This window comes from Bacillus sp. SDLI1 (genome assembly GCF_001553895.1).
Lineage (GTDB): Bacteria > Bacillota > Bacilli > Bacillales > Bacillaceae > Bacillus > Bacillus siamensis.
The window spans coordinates 81,542-98,565 of record NZ_CP013950.1; the positions used below are offsets into that span (position 1 = coordinate 81,542).

At 45.0% G+C, this 17,024-nt stretch carries 21 protein-coding genes and 1 pseudogene; 18 read left to right on the forward strand and 4 right to left on the reverse strand.

Annotated elements, in window-relative coordinates:
- The first annotated feature begins 44 nt into the window (after window positions 1–44).
- The 3 genes and pseudogenes from AUL54_RS00570 (at window position 45) to sprB (ending at window position 2,082) form a co-directional block, all read left to right on the forward strand.
- The gene (locus tag AUL54_RS00570) at window positions 45–1,445 is read left to right on the forward strand and encodes an MFS transporter (protein ID WP_235588391.1); all 1,401 of its coding nucleotides are present in this window, start codon (window positions 45–47) and stop codon (window positions 1,443–1,445) included.
- Window positions 1,446–1,777: 332 nt separating this feature from the next.
- Window positions 1,778–1,903, forward strand: a pseudogene (locus AUL54_RS21895) (hypothetical protein); the annotation flags it as partial.
- 2 nt (window positions 1,904–1,905) lie between these two features.
- The gene (sprB, locus tag AUL54_RS21025) at window positions 1,906–2,082 is read left to right on the forward strand and encodes a recombination directionality factor SprB (protein ID WP_101605453.1); all 177 of its coding nucleotides are present in this window, start codon (window positions 1,906–1,908) and stop codon (window positions 2,080–2,082) included.
- Between the two features lie 33 nt (window positions 2,083–2,115).
- Here sprB and AUL54_RS00575 read toward each other — a convergent pair whose 3' ends face one another.
- Complete coding sequence (locus AUL54_RS00575; RefSeq protein ID WP_016936656.1) at window positions 2,116–2,541, reverse strand: SDR family NAD(P)-dependent oxidoreductase; 426 nt, start codon at window positions 2,539–2,541, stop codon at window positions 2,116–2,118.
- 319 nt (window positions 2,542–2,860) lie between these two features.
- Here AUL54_RS00575 and phyC point away from each other — a divergent pair, with 319 nt between their 5' ends.
- A complete protein-coding gene (phyC, locus tag AUL54_RS00580; protein ID WP_060962526.1) occupies window positions 2,861–4,012 on the forward strand; it encodes a 3-phytase in 1,152 nt (383 codons plus the stop codon).
- 49 nt (window positions 4,013–4,061) lie between these two features.
- Here the strand turns inward: phyC and AUL54_RS00585 are convergent, their stop codons facing one another.
- Window positions 4,062–5,018 carry a CgeB family protein gene (locus AUL54_RS00585; protein WP_060962527.1) on the reverse strand — a complete coding sequence of 319 codons (957 nt, stop codon included), beginning with the start codon at window positions 5,016–5,018 and terminating at the stop codon, window positions 4,062–4,064.
- Window positions 5,019–5,024: 6 nt separating this feature from the next.
- Window positions 5,025–5,456 (reverse strand): hypothetical protein, encoded by a 432-nt coding sequence (locus AUL54_RS00590; protein ID WP_016936653.1) that lies wholly within the window; start codon window positions 5,454–5,456, stop codon window positions 5,025–5,027.
- A 208-nt stretch (window positions 5,457–5,664) separates the two neighbouring features.
- On the opposite strand from AUL54_RS00590, the gene cgeC reads away from it, so the two are divergent.
- The 14 genes from cgeC to AUL54_RS00660 all read left to right on the forward strand — a co-directional run bounded on the left by cgeC (window position 5,665) and on the right by AUL54_RS00660 (window position 16,778).
- Window positions 5,665–5,964 (forward strand): spore maturation protein CgeC, encoded by a 300-nt coding sequence (gene cgeC / locus AUL54_RS00595; protein ID WP_060962528.1) that lies wholly within the window; start codon window positions 5,665–5,667, stop codon window positions 5,962–5,964.
- 63 nt (window positions 5,965–6,027) lie between these two features.
- Window positions 6,028–7,299, forward strand: a complete 1,272-nt coding sequence (locus tag AUL54_RS00600; protein WP_060962529.1) for a glycosyltransferase family 2 protein — start codon at window positions 6,028–6,030, stop codon at window positions 7,297–7,299.
- Window positions 7,300–7,337: 38 nt separating this feature from the next.
- Complete coding sequence (locus AUL54_RS00605; protein ID WP_060962530.1) at window positions 7,338–8,117, forward strand: GNAT family N-acetyltransferase; 780 nt, start codon at window positions 7,338–7,340, stop codon at window positions 8,115–8,117.
- 76 nt (window positions 8,118–8,193) lie between these two features.
- Window positions 8,194–8,331: a YjcZ family sporulation protein gene (locus tag AUL54_RS00610; protein WP_047474574.1), complete on the forward strand. Its 138-nt coding sequence runs from the start codon at window positions 8,194–8,196 to the stop codon at window positions 8,329–8,331.
- A 129-nt stretch (window positions 8,332–8,460) separates the two neighbouring features.
- A complete protein-coding gene (locus AUL54_RS00615) occupies window positions 8,461–8,907 on the forward strand; it encodes an AraC family transcriptional regulator (protein WP_060962531.1) in 447 nt (148 codons plus the stop codon).
- Window positions 8,908–9,138: 231 nt separating this feature from the next.
- Window positions 9,139–10,473 (forward strand): aspartate aminotransferase family protein, encoded by a 1,335-nt coding sequence (locus AUL54_RS00620; RefSeq protein ID WP_060962532.1) that lies wholly within the window; start codon window positions 9,139–9,141, stop codon window positions 10,471–10,473.
- A 6-nt stretch (window positions 10,474–10,479) separates the two neighbouring features.
- Window positions 10,480–11,169, forward strand: a complete 690-nt coding sequence (locus AUL54_RS00625) for a CoA transferase subunit A (protein ID WP_060962533.1) — start codon at window positions 10,480–10,482, stop codon at window positions 11,167–11,169.
- Window positions 11,154–11,849: a 3-oxoacid CoA-transferase subunit B gene (locus AUL54_RS00630; RefSeq protein WP_060962534.1), complete on the forward strand. Its 696-nt coding sequence runs from the start codon at window positions 11,154–11,156 to the stop codon at window positions 11,847–11,849. Before AUL54_RS00625 ends, AUL54_RS00630 begins: the two co-directional genes overlap by 16 nt.
- On the forward strand, window positions 11,821–13,122 hold the full coding sequence (locus tag AUL54_RS00635; protein ID WP_060962535.1) for a peptidase: 1,302 nt from the start codon (window positions 11,821–11,823) through the stop codon (window positions 13,120–13,122). The genes AUL54_RS00630 and AUL54_RS00635 overlap by 29 nt, the downstream gene beginning before the upstream one ends.
- Window positions 13,100–13,942, forward strand: a complete 843-nt coding sequence (gene ablB / locus AUL54_RS00640; RefSeq protein ID WP_060965029.1) for a putative beta-lysine N-acetyltransferase — start codon at window positions 13,100–13,102, stop codon at window positions 13,940–13,942. The genes AUL54_RS00635 and ablB overlap by 23 nt, the downstream gene beginning before the upstream one ends.
- Window positions 13,943–13,954: 12 nt before the next feature.
- Window positions 13,955–15,376, forward strand: coding sequence for a lysine 2,3-aminomutase (gene ablA, locus AUL54_RS00645; RefSeq protein ID WP_049628641.1), 1,422 nt, complete (start codon window positions 13,955–13,957; stop codon window positions 15,374–15,376).
- Window positions 15,373–15,651, forward strand: a complete 279-nt coding sequence (locus AUL54_RS00650) for a YokU family protein (protein WP_016936641.1) — start codon at window positions 15,373–15,375, stop codon at window positions 15,649–15,651. Before ablA ends, AUL54_RS00650 begins: the two co-directional genes overlap by 4 nt.
- Window positions 15,652–15,725: 74 nt before the next feature.
- A complete protein-coding gene (locus AUL54_RS00655; RefSeq protein ID WP_016936640.1) occupies window positions 15,726–15,950 on the forward strand; it encodes a YozE family protein in 225 nt (74 codons plus the stop codon).
- A 147-nt stretch (window positions 15,951–16,097) separates the two neighbouring features.
- A complete protein-coding gene (locus tag AUL54_RS00660) occupies window positions 16,098–16,778 on the forward strand; it encodes a hypothetical protein (RefSeq protein WP_016936639.1) in 681 nt (226 codons plus the stop codon).
- On the opposite strand, the gene AUL54_RS21430 is transcribed toward AUL54_RS00660, so the two are convergent.
- Window positions 16,775–16,918: a hypothetical protein gene (locus AUL54_RS21430; protein ID WP_014418137.1), complete on the reverse strand. Its 144-nt coding sequence runs from the start codon at window positions 16,916–16,918 to the stop codon at window positions 16,775–16,777. The two genes, AUL54_RS00660 and AUL54_RS21430, sit on opposite strands and share 4 nt — an antisense overlap.
- Window positions 16,919–17,024 lie beyond the last annotated feature (106 nt).

The window sequence follows — 17,024 nt, forward strand, 5'->3', positions numbered from 1 at the left end:
TGGTTCCCGAAACCTTTCAAGATGAAATGAAGGAAGGAATACATTTGTCTATATTTAGTAGCAAGAGGAAGGCTGCAAATAAAAATCATTTTAATCAAAAACTGGTTGCTCCAATGGTTTTAGGCTCCATTCTCAATCCTATTAACTCTTCGATCATTTCAGTTGCTTTAATTCCAATTGGTCAGGCGTTTGGAGTACCACCTTCTCAAACAGCATGGCTTGTTTCTGCTTTATATCTTGCTACGGCAATTGGACAGCCAGTTGTAGGAAAGTTAATTGATATTTTTGGTCCAAGACTTCTTTTTTTAATTGCATCATCATTAGTGGGTATCTCTAGTTTAATCGCAATCTTTGCCCCTAATATTTGGTGGCTAGTTTGCTCAAGAGTTCTACTTGGTTTTGGAACCTGCGCTGGTTATCCTGCCTCTATGTATCTTATCCGTAGTGAAGCAGAACGAACAGGTGAGGAAAGTTCAACGAGTATTCTTACATTATTAGCGATCTCTAGCCAAACGATTGCTGTTGTTGGACCAACCTTAGGGGGGCTGCTTATTGAATTTGGCGGTTGGCAAAGTATATTTATCGTAAATATTCCTTTATCATTAGCATGTGTGTTCTTAGGTTACTACCGGTTTCCAAGGGGTTTAGGAGATTCCCTTAGCAAAGAGGAGGAAAATACTTCCATTGATTTTGTTGGTATCATTTTCTTTGGAATCACCCTAATTTCTGCTCTCCTTTTCTTAATGAGTCCGAATTGGCATAATGTATATTTATTAATAATTGCAATCATCGCCGGTGTCATTTTTACTGGCTTCGAATTGATAATAAAAAATCCTTTTATGGATTTACGATTATTAGGCGGGAATACCCCCTTGTTATTAACGTATACCAGAGGTTTGCTTTCAGCTACCGTATCATACAGTTTCCTTTATGGATATACCCAATGGTTAGAAACAGGCAGGGGGCTGTCCCCTTCACATTCTGGTCTGTTGTTATTGCCGATGTTTTTAACGTCGATCATCATTTCTAAAACAACCGGAAAAAATCCTGCAATCCATATGAAATTGATTGTAGGGAGTATCGTTCAGTTTATTGCTATGTCACTGCTGTTATTTACAAATCATTCAAGCAGTCTTGTTTATCTTGTTGTCATTGCTATACTTTTCGGAATACCTCAAGGCATATTGAATTTGGCTAATCAAAATGCGGTCTATTTTCAGGCTGCTTCCAAACAAATCGGTGCTTCAGCAGGTTTGTTAAGAACCTTTATGTACATGGGAGCTATGCTTGCTTCTGCTGCCAACGGATTGTTTTTAAAATCCGAAGCTATTACAAATGGTCTCCACTATGCAGCAATATTCAGTTTAGTCATTTGTTTGATTCTAATTATTACCCTATTCGATCGATCATTGAGCAAAGTTGGAAAAAAACACATGAATTTGTGAAAAGGAATTTTTACATTTTTCTATAGTCAGCAATCAGTCAATTTGTTGAACAAGAATTAAACGGATGAAACATATTAGCCATGTATAATATGTTTCACCCGTTATTTTTTGTGGATTTTTATGGATATTGATAACTGAAATTCGGTAATATAACTATCCTCCTCGAATGGCTCTTTGATTGAATGTGCAATAACATTGGCGATACAAACAAAATATCACCTCCTGCTTAGAACATAATAGCTAAGCGAAGGTGATATATAAAGCGATATGGCAGTAGTACTTAATGGGATTCAATGAGCGTCGGTGAGTGGTTTTTAGGCGAGTTAACCAAGAGTGAAAAGAAAAAAGTAAACCATACCTAATATTTGAACAAGCTTTGCGAGGCTTTGATAAAGAAAGAACAGTCAAGAGACGAACCATTACATACATATAATACTCCTGTGAAAGCGGGGGTGTAGCTTTGGAACCTTACCAACGTTATGAGGAATTAAAGAAGAAAACAATAAAGGTTGTCCATAAAGATAATTACGGTATCCGCTATATAGATCAGGATGAAGCAAGTAATGACTTAGATGAATTTTATAAACAATTTGCTCAGCATTTATTGGAGGCTGCTTTGGAAAGGAGTGCAGAGTAAGCTTCTTTTTTTGATTTGTTTGTAGTCAGTATCTTAATAAACGGCTTTATCGGTACTGATATTAATCACATGCGCCACCTCTTGCAGCAAAGCGGCTTCTGCGACATTTTGTCCGCCGATAAGGTTGGTTTGAATGGCTTCAAACGGATGATCCTCACAAGTCGGAACCTGCTTCAGCGCAGCGGCGTGAAAGACAATATCAACACCTTTCATCACTTGGTTTACTCTTCTGTAGTCACGTACATCGCCGAGCACAAATGACAGTCTTTGTTCATCCGCGTATTTTTGTTTCATCACATATTGTTTGCTGTCATCTTTGCTGAATACAATGACTTCTTTAGGCGTTAAGAGCAAAAGGCGTTTAACAATTTGGCTTCCGATTGACCCTGTCCCGCCGGTGACGAGAACAGTTTTATCGTGAAAAAATGGTTTTAGCTCTACTGCTTGCTGTTTAGGCATGGCTTATCCTCCAACTCTCGTTTCTCTACCATGCATCATATGTTGAACAATTTCAGCGAGTTAATGAAAGCAACCAATAAATCAAAAATTAGAGAAAATCATTAATCTGATGCGCTTTCATTTCGCTTGATCCGATTAATAGAAAAAGAATTACTAACAAATCATTGTACTAAATATTCACTCATAATTCTGCTCCCGTCTTTTTTTCTTCTCTCACCATGAATTTTCACTTTCTTACAATTTTCACAAAAACTTAACACTGATGATTCTGTATGTATTTTACAATTGAAGTGCAGGTTTAAAAAAAGGAGGAAGTAAAATGAATCATTCAAAAACACTTTTGTTAACCGCGGCAGCCGGACTGATGCTCACATGCGGTGCCGTTTCTTCTCAGGCCAAGCATAAGCTGTCTGATCCTTATCATTTTACTGTCAATGCGGCGGCGGAAACGGAACCTGTTGATACAGCCGGTGATGCGGCGGACGATCCTGCGATTTGGCTGGATTCCAAAACTCCTCAGAACAGCAAATTGATTACGACCAATAAAAAATCAGGCTTAGTCGTTTACAGCCTTGATGGTAAGATGCTTCATGCCTATAATACCGGGAAACTGAACAATGTTGATATCCGCTATGATTTTCAGTTAAACGGAAAAAAAGTTGATATTGCGGCAGCGTCCAACCGGTCTGAAGGGAAAAATACAGTTGAGATCTACGCCATTGACGGAAAGAACGGCACATTGCAAAGCATTACAGATCCAAAAAATCCAATTGCATCAGCAATTGATGAAGTATACGGTTTCAGCTTGTACCACAGTCAAAAAACGGGAAAATATTACGCGATGGTGACAGGGAAAGAGGGCGAATTTGAGCAATATGAATTAAAGGCGGACAAAAATGGATACATATCCGGCAAGAAGGTAAGGGCATTTAAAATGAATTCTCAGACGGAAGGGATGGCAGCAGACGATGAATACGGCAGTCTTTATATCGCGGAAGAAGATGAAGCCATTTGGAAGTTCAGCGCCGAACCGGACGGCGGCAGTAACGGAACGGTTATCGACCGAGCCGACGGCAGGCATTTAACGCCTGACATTGAAGGATTGACGATTTACTACGCTGCTGACGGTAAAGGCTATCTGCTGGCATCAAGTCAGGGAAACAGCAGCTATGCCATTTATGACAGACAAGGACAGAACAAATATGTGGCGGATTTTCGCATTACAGACGGGCCTGAAACAGACGGCACAAGCGATACGGACGGAATTGATGTGCTGGGCTTCGGGCTTGGGCCAAAATATCCGTTCGGTCTTTTTGTCGCACAGGATGGGGAAAATATAGATCACGGCCAAAAGGCAAATCAAAATTTTAAAATAGTGCCATGGGAAAGAATTGCTGATAAAATTGGCTTCCGCCCGCAGGTCAATAAACAGGTTGACCCGCGAAAACTGACCGACAGAAGCGGAAAATAAACATACAAAAAGCAGCTTGGATAAGCTGCTTTTTCATGTGAAGAGCGTTTCATGAGAAAGTATCGGAGCGAATAGCCGTAAGCACGGCCGGAAGCTGGTCATACGTGTAAGCCGGCACTGTCTCTTGATAATTAAGCGCCGCAATTCGTTCACGTTCAGTTGGGTTTGTCATATAAAAATGGATCTTATCCGCAAAATCCGCAAGCCCGCTGTAAGAAACAAAGGATGAAAAAGGGGGCGCGGGAGATAGATCTGTCAGCTGAAATGTCTGACAGGCCGCAATGTCAAAGCTTCTCGTATTTAAACTGATATTTTGGATGCCGCGTCCATTCTGATTGAGCGCAAACCGGTAAGAACGGTGCGGGTTTAAGACCACGTCTGCGCTGTTGTAATACAATGCGGCATGTTCAGGTTCAATCCATTCATCCATTATGAGCACATTTTTCTGTCTGGCGATTGTTTTAGGCAGATGTCTGCGCCATCCCTTCCCGATGATACGAAGCGTATACGGAAGCTTCGCCGCTGCTTTCACGAGTTCAACACGATTCGGATACGGATATCCGACCAGAAGCAGATTGGTGTGAAGAGAAGCGTCAGGCGCTTGTTTCGTAAAAATCCGCTGATTAACGGGAATCGGGACATAATATACGTGCTGTAAGCCCATTTGCCGGTAAGCATCAAGAGCGTTTTGTTCTATGGTCAAAACGGCATCGGCGAGCGGGGCGATTTTTGCGCTCACATCAAAATAAAAAGGGTCCTCCGTCAGCCATAGATAGACGGGAATCTGCTCTGTTCTCAGCCATTGAAGCCATTCTGACGGAATACGGTCGCCCGCCATCATCAGACTGATGTCAGGTTTGAATTCCCGTATGCTGCTGATTGTATCTTCCTGAAGATCAGAAACAGAAAAAAAGCGGACGGAAGACTGTAAAAAACCTTCCTCGATCCAGCGGTCAAAATACGTGTAAATGCCTTTATATCCTGAACGGATATATAGAACGTTCATCTGCTGTTACGAAGTGAAGGTGACACTTTCGACTTTGTCAACGTCAAGCAATGTTGTAGCAGAGCCTGCCGGTGTAACGGAATTTTCCTGCGTAACATAAACAATTCCGTGAACTTCGTCAAAGAAAACAAATTGTACCGGACCGATCATGTCTCCTGAATCCATCACAATGCTGATAACAGTGCCGGGCTGAACTCTCGCAAAAATCCATCTCGCCGCTAATGAAATGCCGCTTCCTAAAACAGATTGAGCGCTGAGACTGTCTTGCGCAGCTGCTTCATCCACTTTTGCATCAATTGCAGATTCTAATAAATCTTTTATATTGTTTTCCACGTTATCTCCTCCATCTGTGCCGCTAGATAAAGCGCTGTTGTCAAATATAGGGTTCAAAAGAGTTTTCAATAGCTTCTTTTTGAGCTCTAAACGATCCTCGCTCATGGGATCATACACCTCCTTTAACGATTTCAACCTCACGTTTATTCATATTCCTGATTGATGTGATTGGTATAAGTCGAATGCCGTTTTGCCGTATTTTTTTCATATTTAATAAAATCGCTGAATTTAGAATCAGGCTTTATCTGTCTATGCGGATTGCAAGCGTGCGACATACGTTGTATAGATGAAAAAAAGAAGGAGAGGAATTATTTTGGATTCAGACGAAACTGTAAAACACGGGGGTTTTGATGAGGAATTTCACCTTTTACTGCTGCTTCTTCTTTTGGTATCGCGGCAGCCGTCCGGAGATCAATCAGATTTGCGGCGTCAGCTTGTGATGGCAAAAGAGCTTGGAGTTCCTGTTTCACGTGTCAATCTGGTTAACGGCAGCACATTGCAGAACGTGATTGTCAAAGAAGTGCTGTCAGATTTGGCCGTTTTTCAAAATCCTCTCAATAATACGAGATCAAATGTCGCGATTTCAAGCATCGTCAGCTGGGGTGCTTTTTAATAACAGATATCAGGCTCTGTCATTTTCGGAGCCGTTTTTTATGTGTTCAGAAGGGGTGATGGGATGGAAAAGAAGATCTCGATTATCTTAACGAGTTACAACAAACCCGATCTCGTGAAACAGGCGATTGAAAGTGTGTTGCAACAGACCTACAGCAATTGGGAGCTGTTTGTAATGGATGATCATTCAAATGAAGAAACCTCGGCGGCCATCAGTACGTATATAAAAGATCACCGCATATACTATTACAACAGTTTTATCAATCCGGCTGAACGGCTGAAATCGACCCGGTATGCCGTTTTGATTAATGATGCGCTTTCACGGATTAAAGGTGAATACGTCACTTATCTGACGGATGACACCGTATATCATCCGGATAGACTCAGCCGCATGGCGGAAACGCTTAATCAATGCACCGAATTTGATGCCGTCTATTCCAGTCAGAAGGTGGTGCATGTAAACGAGCGCGGAACAGAGCAATTCCACTTTTATCGTTTTGCTGATGACGTGCTTGACCAGGCTGCTTTTCTCGTTGATCACTGTTCAGTGATGCACAGGAAGTCATTGCTTCGGCGTGTGAAGGAGAAGTACGGCAGTTTTTGGGACGAAGATGTCATGCATTGGAATCACGGAGACTCTGTTTTTTGGAGCAGGCTCAACACATTTACATCATTTCTGCCGATAAAAGAAGTGTTGGATACGACCTATAAAACACCCCACTCATTCCAGAACACGTATCAATCGCTTCCGTCAGAGCTGGTTGACGGGTCTTTTGTAAAGGGGACGGATCAGAAGGTATATCAGCTTGACCGGAATAAAAGAAAGCTTGTCAATGAGCGCTGGCGACCGTTATATGAAGGAAGAGCCGTCGTCATTCCGGATCCTTTTTTATTTCAATACGAGGAAGAGAACACTGCCGGTATTCCGAATTTTCAGCTCGTCACGGATCAGTGTCATATCTATTTTGTAGAAGACGGGACGAAAAGGCTGATTGATCTTAACGCCTTTCGCTTTTACCAATTTAAACGCCCCGGCATCCTGGCTTTAGAACGGGATGAAATCCAAGCGCTGCCGGACGGTCCGCCGATCAGATGGGAGAGATCGGGCTGTGTTCAGCATCTTCCCGGAAGAATGCTGTTGCGCATTGAACGTGAATTTTATGTTTATTTGAGAGGGGTTCTCCATCCGATCAGTCAGGATGTAGTGAAACGCTTTTTTGCAAATCAGAAGGCGCTACCCATTTCCTTTCAGCAAATTAAACAATTACCAATTGGAAAGCCGTTCTATCCGATGTACGATGAAATTATAAGAAATCTCAATATAACAAAAGGATGAGAGATGCAGTTGGATGTGTAAGGAAAAGGAGAGCTTTTATGACCGATCAATTTGCTAAAACCGAGAAACAATATATTGAGCTTACTTCCGGCATGCAGAGGTTCGAGCATTACAGTGTGTATAGAGACCCTTTGCTGCCGCAGATTTTTTCACATAACTTTGTTCAGCTGCACCGTACATTTCCGTTAGACGGACTGCTTCCGTTTTTTGCGTCTGTTCCGAACATGCTTCAAACCAATTATATTCATGTGAAAGCGGCACCGGAGCACACATTTCCGCTTCTTCTGAAACAAACATTGGTAAAGCAGGGATACGTAGTGGAGGACGAACTGTTTTTCGCAAGGAAGCTGGAAAATGGGGACCGGCAGGCCGGACATCCTCTCACCGCTTGGGGAACGGACAAAAGTCTTGCTGACGGGTCATCTATTATGAACATTTATGATGCCCTTTACATTGGCGAGGCGGCGGCCGAACAAAAGCTTGAGCGGAAATATCCTTTGTATAAGGACGGGACGGTTTTGCTTGTTGTGTGCTACAGCGATGCCTCCAGAACGATTCCGATCGGCTGCGGAGAGCTTTTCATCAACAAAGCGGATAAAACCGCCAAAATTGAAGAAGTTGCCATTCTGGATCAATTTCAGCGGAAAGGCTACGGAACGATATTGATGAACGAGCTGATGGCTGCGGCAAAGCTGAACGGCATGGAAACCGTATACCTTGTGGCGTCCGGGATGGACGGTGTAAACCGCTTTTATGAGAAACTCGGCTTCAAAAGATTTCGGCGTGTGCATACAATTTTTCATTATTTTCTTACATAGATGGGCATTCGCATAAAACAATTGGGAGTTGGCCCGCATACAATGCCGTATATCGTAAGAAGAAAGGGTGATTCGTATGTACGGATACGGATATGGGGGATGCGGCGGTTATGGCTTTGGATACGGCGGCTGCGGAGGCGGAACCAGTACATTCGTGCTGATCGTGGTATTGTTTATTTTATTAATCATCGTCGGTGCGGCTTTTATTTGTTAGACTGAAAAAATCCTATAATGAAAATCAGCCTGCAGAGAACATCACTTCCTGCAGGCTTTTTGTTATGTTCAAAGTCAGCTTGAAAAACATTTTAATACATATTACCTTTCTGAAGAAGGGGGCGAAAATGTGAAAATAACAATTGAAGAATTGCCTGAATCAAGAATTGCTTATTTCCGAAACGTCGGGGAGTATGGCGGAAAGCAAAATAAAGAACTTATGGAGTCTTTTAAAAATTGGGCGCAATTGAATGGACTGCTTGATCATTCTGTCATTTTAGGAATTCCGCAAGATCATCCGAATCGTACGCCTAAAGAGAAATGCCGCTATGATGTTTGTGCTGTTATTCATCAAGATCATGTGCCTGAACCAGCTCGGATCGGCACATTTTCCGGGGGCAGGTACGCTGTTTTCTTGCTTGATCATACGAAAGAGGCAGTCAGTGGATTTTGGAAAACTGTTTTTTCAGAGATCGAAAAAAATAATCTAATCGTAAGAGATCAGCCCATTATCGAAAGGTATACCTTACAAAAGGTGAATGATCAATTGTGTGAAATATTGGTTCCCATACAGTAAAGAAGACGGGAATTTTCGCCTTCTGCTTATGCCGATTCCGATCAAAATTGCTGTGATGATGAGCTGAGCAGATAAATAGCAGAACTGAGAACGCTCTTCAGGCTGTCGGGATATCTCCGGCAGCCTGTTTTACAGAAAGGTATTTTCTGCAAAAAAACTTTCTGAAGGATAAGAATGCTGTTATTCATCTGTTCATACAATGAAGCAAATGGGTTTTTGAGGTGGAAAGATATGGGGAGTTATTTAATCAAACCGGAGCTTGACGGGATCTATCCGACAGTCAGCCATGGAAAAGGATCATATGTGTATGATCTGGAGGGGAACAAGTATCTTGACGGGGCATCGGGTGCGGTCACTTGCAATATCGGCCACGGGACGGAGGATATTATACAAGCTTTAAAAGAGCAGCTTGACTCCGTTTCGTTTGTGTATCGCTCGCAATTCACCAGTGCGCCGGCAGAGGAGCTGGCTTTATTTCTGGCTGATCATCTGCCGGGCGGGCTGAATTGGTCATTTTTTGTAAACAGCGGCTCAGAGGCAGTTGAAACAGCGATGAAAATGGCCGTTCAATATTGGCAGGAAAAAGGCCAATACCAAAAATCCGTCTTTTTATCAAGATGGGGAAGTTACCACGGAATTACTTTGGGAGCGCTTTCATTATCGGGGTTTTATGAACGGAGATACCGTTTCACCCAGCTGCTTGAACGGTTTCCTGCCGTTTCAGCGCCGAATATGTACCGTTCGGAGCTGCAGGGAGAGGAATTTGTAAAAGCTGCGGCAGAGGAGCTGGAAACGGCTGTTAAACGGATCGGCGCCTCATTTATCGCCGGTTTTGTCGCAGAACCGATTGTCGGAGCGGCCGGGGCTGCCATCACTCCGCCGGCAGGCTACTATGAAGCGCTTAAGGATGTCTGCCGCAGGCACCGTATTTTGTTTATCGCGGATGAAGTCATGACGGGGCTCGGAAGAACAGGACGGATGCTTGCTTCTGAGCATTGGGGAATCGTGCCTGATATCGCGGTGCTCGGAAAAGGGTTAGGCGCCGGTTACGCTCCGATTGCGGCAGCCGTTGCCTCTGATGACATCATTGAAACGATCAAGCGGGGCTCCGGGGCCATTATGAGCGGGCATACGTACAGCGCCAATCCATACTGTGCAAGAGCGGCGCTTGAGGTGCTTCGCTATGTCAAGAAACATGGGCTGCTTCAGCAGGCAGAGGAAAAAGGCGCAATACTGAGGCGGAAATTAGAACAAATCAAAGAGCGCAGCGGGGTGATCGGGGATGTCCGCGGAAAAGGCCTTCTGATCGGGGTGGAGTTCGTCAAAGATAAAACGACAAAGGAAGTTTTTCCGAAAAAACAGGCGTTTACAGAAAAAATGATAACAGAAGCAAAAAAACGGGGGCTGCTGATTTACCCTGCAAAGCCCGGTATTGACAGCGGCGAAGGAGACGCCGTCATCATCGCGCCGCCGTTGACGGCTTCCCATGCTGAGCTGGATGAACTGTCAGATCTATTTTCACTAGCTGCAGAAGAAGCAGCAGAAAAAATGATGAAGAGGGATTGAACTGACATGTCTATTTTTCATAAAAAAATCGATATTCATGAAGCAATTGCCGATGTCAAGGACGAATCTGTCATCATGTTCGGCGGTTTCGGGGGTGTGGGGTCTCCTCCGTCATTAATCGAAGCGATTTTAGAAAGCGGCGTTAAAGAGCTGACTGTCATCTGTAATGATGCCGGCTTTCCGGAAATCGGTATTGGCCCGCTTATCGTTCATAAACGGGTGAAACGGCTGATCGCTTCCCATATCGGCTCAAACCCAGTAGCGGGCAGTCAAATGACTGACGGAACGCTGGAGGTGGAATTTTCGCCTCAAGGGACGCTTGCCGAACGGATTCGCGCAGGCGGAGCGGGGCTTGGCGGTATTTTAACGGATATCGGGATTGATAACGCAACCGTTTGCGAGAACAAAGAAACTGTAACGATTGACGGAAAACCCTATTTAGTTGAAAAAGCGCTGACGGCTGATTTTGCTTTTGTGTCGGCACATACTGCTGATGAATTCGGGAATTTGACGTATGACAAAACGGCGCGCAACATGAACCCTCTGATGGCGGCTGCGGCCGAAAGAACCTTTGCTGAGGCGGCGGAAATTGTGCAGGCCGGCGAACTTGACAGCGAGCATATTGTAACACCGGGCGTTTTTGTGGAGGGTGTCGTGCAAAGTGAAGGAGTGAAATGGAAATGGGCTTGGGAATAGCGGAAAGAGAGAGTATCGCAAGGCGGGCCGCCAGTGAAATTACCTCAGGTATGATTGTCAACCTGGGGATCGGCATTCCTTCTTTAGTGCCGAACTTTCTGCCGGCCGGCATGGGGGTGATGCTGCAGGCGGAAAACGGCGTTCTTGGGATAGGAGGAAGTCCTGAGCCCGGAGCGGAGGATGAACTCTTATGCAATGCCGCCGGATTTCCCGTCAGTACGGTAAAGGGAGCCTCATATTTTGATTCAGCGCTGTCTTTTGCCATGATCAGAAAAGGGCTGATTGATATTACCATTTTAGGCGCATTGCAGGTCAGCCGGACAGGTGATCTCGCCAACTGGCTCGTCCCGGGGAAAAAAGTGCCGGGAATGGGCGGGGCGATGGAGCTTGCCCAAGGTGCGAAAAAAGTGGTTGTCGTCATGAGCCACACCGATCAGAAGGGCCGGCCGAAATTAGTCGAAAGCTGTTCATTGCCGCTTACGGCCTCGGGCTGTGCAGACCTCATTATTACAGAGAAAGCCGTCATCAGCATAGAGGATGGGACTTTTGTTCTTGAGGAACTGCTGAATGGTTCGACGATAGACGATGTCATCCAAACGACGGATGCCGAAATCAGATTGGGAGAATGTTTTCTGAAAAGGGGGCCTGTCCATGGATCAATTAGAAAAGAAAATAACTGAGTGGGCGGAAGAAAATGCGGCAAAAGCGGTAAGTCTGCTGAAACGGCTGATCGGGGAAAAAAGCACGTTCGGACATGAATTTAACGCACAGGCAGTCGTTTTAGAAAAACTGAGACAGTTTGACATGGATATTGATGTGTGGGAACCGAATGTCAAACAATTGAAAGAGCATCCTTATTTTGTATCGGAACGTAAAGACTTTCATGAAAGCCCGAATATTACCGCCATAAAGAAAGGAGCCGGCGGCGGGAGATCACTGATACTGAACGGACATATTGATGTTGTCCCGGAAGGAAATCCCGCGGCATGGATGTATGAACCGTTTACCGCTGTTGAAAAGGACGGCAAAATTTACGGCCGCGGTTCAACAGATATGAAAGGCGGCAATACAGCTCTCTTGTTTGCATTAGAAGCACTTGAAGCCTGCGGGGTTACGTTAAAAGGAGATGTTCTGTTTCAAAGTGTCGTAGATGAAGAGTGCGGCGGCGCAGGAACGCTTTCGACGGTTATGAGAGGCTATAAGGCTGACGGGGCGCTTATTCCGGAACCGACTAATTTAAAGCTGTTTGTGAAGCAGCAAGGGTCTATGTGGTTCCGCATTACGGTAAGAGGATTATCCGCACACGGCGGCACCCGCTATGAAGGGGTGAGCGCGATTGAAAAAAGCCTGCATGTCATCACAGCGCTTAAAGAGCTGGAACACGTCCGCAACGCCCGCATCACGGACCCGCTTTACCGGGATGTTCCGATTCCGGTTCCCATTAATATCGGCACCGTCCAAGGCGGAACGTGGCCATCTTCGGTAGCTGACCGTGTCGTGATAGAAGGCAGGTGCGGGATAGCTCCGGATGAAACACCTGAAGCCGTAAAAGAAGAGCTCGCAAGCTGGCTCAAAGATTTGGAGTACCGGGATGAGTGGTTTAAACACCATCCGGCGGAAGTTGAATGGTTTGGAGCTCAGTGGCTTCCGAACGATCTCCCGGATGACCATCCGCTGATTTCCGCTTTGGAATCTTCTTTTGAGAAAATGAAAGGGGCAAAACCGATACGTGAAGCGTCTCCGTGGGGAACGGACGGGGGGCTTTTGCATCATGCGGGGCAGACGCCGGTCATTGTCTTCGGGCCGGGAGAAGTCAAAGCGGCGCACCAGGCAAATGAATATATTGAAGTCCGGGCGTTAATTGATGCCGTCAAAATCATTTCTCTTTTTATGATGGAATGGTGCGGGGTGGCAGATGGAGGTGGCAGAGCTGATAAAGGAACTGAGGGCTGAAAGCGGATCGGCCGAGATTGATGCAGACCGTTTCAACGAGCGGCTCAGGGTCATTCGTTATGACGGGCAGCCCGAGGCGCTTATTCCGGCTGTTTTGGCAGAAGCGAAGCAAGAAGGGGCCCAAAAGGTGATTTTCTTTGCCAAGCGCAGCGATGAGCCGGAACTTGTCAAGCATCTCTTTATTCAGGAGGGGGTCATAGACGGATATTACAATGGACATAAGGCTGCTGTGATGGTGCGTTATTTATCAGAGAAACGGAGACAGTCAGATTCATATGTATCGGAAGATTCGACTGTTGACCGTTTATATGAGACACAGCGGCGGAAACTGACGCAGACAGAAAGCAAGCTCATATTCAGAAAAGCAGATGAAGATGATGCAGACCGCTTATCGCACTTATATAAACATGTTTTTCTCACCTATCCTACTCCTGTCTTTAACCCCCTTTATATAAAAAAAACAATGAGAGAAAACACCATCTATTATGCCGCCTTCGATCAGGAACGTCTTATCGGCGCGGCAAGCGCGGATCTCAATCCCGTATTGGGGCACGCTGAAATGACCGATTGCGCAGTTCTGTCAGATTACAGAGGAAATTCCGTAACGGCACACCTGTTTAAAGCCTTGGAGCAGGAACTTTCGGGCCGGGGAATTATTCATCTTTTTTCCTTGGCCCGTGCAGCTTCTTACGGGATGAATGCCGTTTTGTATCATGCGGGATACGGCTACAGAGGCAGGCTTGTGAACAACTGCCGGATTTCAGAAGGACTCGAAAATATGAATATATGGTGCAAGACATTACGTTTCAGCCATTCATAAGGAGGAATTCGTTTGACAAATAAATGGTTTCAGCCGAAGCGTCATTGGAAGGAGATTGAATTATGGAAGGATGTGCCGGAAGAAAAGTGGAATGATTGGCTGTGGCAGCTCACTCATACTGTAAGAACCGTCGATGACCTGAAAAAAGTCATTCATTTGACAGAGGAGGAAGAAGAAGGCGTCAGAATGTCTGTAAAAACGATTCCTCTGAACATTACGCCTTATTATGCTTCCTTAATGGATCCCGATAACCCGAGATGTCCGATCCGCATGCAGTCCGTGCCGCTGTCAGAAGAAATGCACAAAACGAAATATGACCTCGAAGATCCGCTGTTTGAAGATGAAGATTCACCGGTGCCCGGCCTTACGCACCGCTATCCCGACCGCGTTCTCTTTCTCGTGACAAACCAATGCTCGATGTACTGCCGGTACTGCACCAGAAGACGATTTTCCGGGCAGATCGGGATGGGCGTGCCGAAAAAACAGCTTGATGCGGCGATCGCTTATATTCGGGAAACGCCTGAAATACGTGACTGTCTCATTTCCGGCGGTGACGGGCTTTTAATTAACGATCAGATTCTCGAATATATTTTGAAAAACCTTCGCGACATTCCTCACCTCGAAATTATCCGGATCGGAACGAGAGCGCCTGTCGTTTTTCCGCAGCGGATAACGGATAACCTTTGTCAGATTCTGAAAAAATATCATCCGGTCTGGCTGAACACTCATTTTAATACGAGCATCGAACTGACGGAAGAATCGGTTGAGGCGTGTGAAAAGCTTGTCAACGCAGGTGTTCCGGTCGGAAACCAGGCCGTTATTTTGGCGGGCATTAACGATTCGGTGCCGATTATGAAAAAGCTCATGCATGATTTAGTGAAAATCCGCGTCCGCCCGTACTATATTTATCAATGTGATCTGTCAGAGGGAATCGGTCATTTCAGAGCGCCCGTGTCAAAAGGTCTGGAAATCATTGAAGGGCTGAGGGGGCATACGACGGGTTTTGCCGTGCCGACTTTTGTCGTCGATGCCCCGGGCGGAGGCGGAAAAATTGCCCTGCAGCCGAACTATTTGCTCTCCCAAAGTCCGGAGAAAGTTGTGATCAGAAACTTTGAAGGGGTGATTACATCTTATCCCGAACCGGAAAACTATATCCCGAATCAAGCCGACGACTATTTTGAATCTGTTTTTCCGGGAACGATGGCCAAACGCGAACCGGTCGGACTAAGCGCTATTTTCGCGGATAAAGAGGTCTCTTTCACACCGGAAAATGTATCGAGAATCAGCAGGAGGAAAGCGTTTACTTCTAACCCTGATCATGAAACGCTGAAAGACCGGAGGGAAAAGAGAGATGAATTAAAAGAAAAGAAATTTATAGCACAGCAGAAAAAAGAGCAAAAAGAAGGCTCGGAAGTCGGAGGTGAATCGCCGTGAAGCCATGCGAGTGGTGCGGCAATCAGAAGGCGTCAGCTTGTCAGTCGGCTGTATACTGGGAGCTTCCTGACGGTACGAGGGCCATAGAAATTACAGACACACCCGCGTTCGCTTGTTCTTCCTGCGGCATGACGTATCAGGAGGAAGCGGTCATAGGCGAAATCGAAAATCAGCTTTTTTTAGTCGACGCCAAAAAATTACCGGAAACACTCACATATCAAGAGCTGATGCAGACAGAACGGATATTGAAACGGAATTATTTTGACTTCTCCTAGTCTTCTTTTGTTGTAATTTCACTTTTGAAATGTATAATAGTACAACAAAAGACAGTCATCAGGAGGGGAAACCCATGAAATCCTTTTACCACTATTTAATGAAATACAGGCATCCTAAGCCGCAGGACGCAATCAGCCGATTTGCGAATCAGGCATACGAAGACCATGGCTTTCCGAAAACGTCAAGCGATTATCATGAGCTCAGTTCGTATTTAGAACTGAGCGCCGATTATTTAGAAACGATGTCGACATTTGATGAGGCTTGGGAAAAATATGAGACCGAGGTGCATCACGCCTGACGAAAAACCGCACATGACATTGTGCGGTTTTTTTGACATGTTGAACAGGTGCAGAAATGGATATTTCCTGTAGTTTTCATGCCCATGCGAAATAATGACGGCCGGCATACGATAGCGTATGACAGTCCGCGGCAAGGGGGAGACAGCATGAAGCCAAATAAACCGAAATTTCAAGTGGGAGATATCGTGGTCGTCGTGATGTACGGAACCGTCGGCACCATTACGAAGGTTCATCAAATTGATAAACATTATCTTTACGAAGTCAACCATAATGAAGTGCTTTATTTTGAATCGTCCATCCAGCTTTATAAAGATTATGAGGGCGTAATCGTCGATATGGAAAAATTGGATATTGAATATGAGTTTCTGATCGGCGACGTCGTATATGTAAAGGACTACGGAAAAGAATTATTCCGTATCATCGGCCACAGAACTGAAATATGGAGATATTTAGAGGATGGCTGGGAGGATATTATTTATGAGCTGACTCGGCTGAAAGACGGAGAGTGGCTTGAAACGGAGGAAGAGGATCTCACGCTGGTTCTGAGAAAATATGAAATGGATCAGTTTGTGCATCAGCTGCTGTTTGTCCACTATGTTGGGGAAGCATCTCATGAGATCGGCGAGGATACCGCCGCGTCCGCTCTTCTTCAGTTTGAAGGCGATGCTGATGATCTTGATACCCTGCATGTGCTGGCGGTATCGATTGTAGATGAGCTCCTTGATATTTATAACGATTATAAGATTCTTTATGATATGTTCGGTGACGAAGAATATAAAGATATGATGAATTTTGTGCTGGAAAGCCTGCGGGAGCATTTCAGCTAGCCGGCAAAAAAACGGACGGTGACATATAAAAACCAGGGCAGACAGCCGGCAAAGATGACAAACGACATTCCTTTCAGCACTTTTTCCAATACGATATCAAATCCATCTCCGTCCAAAAAAGCCATCATTTTCGTCATCATCTTTTCTCCCTCCGGGGGCTTGTTTTTTTAAAAGTATATGAGCGGACAAAGCGATTAGAACTTTCGGGTATAATTTGAAGGGTTTTTTCATAAAACATAAAAAAGG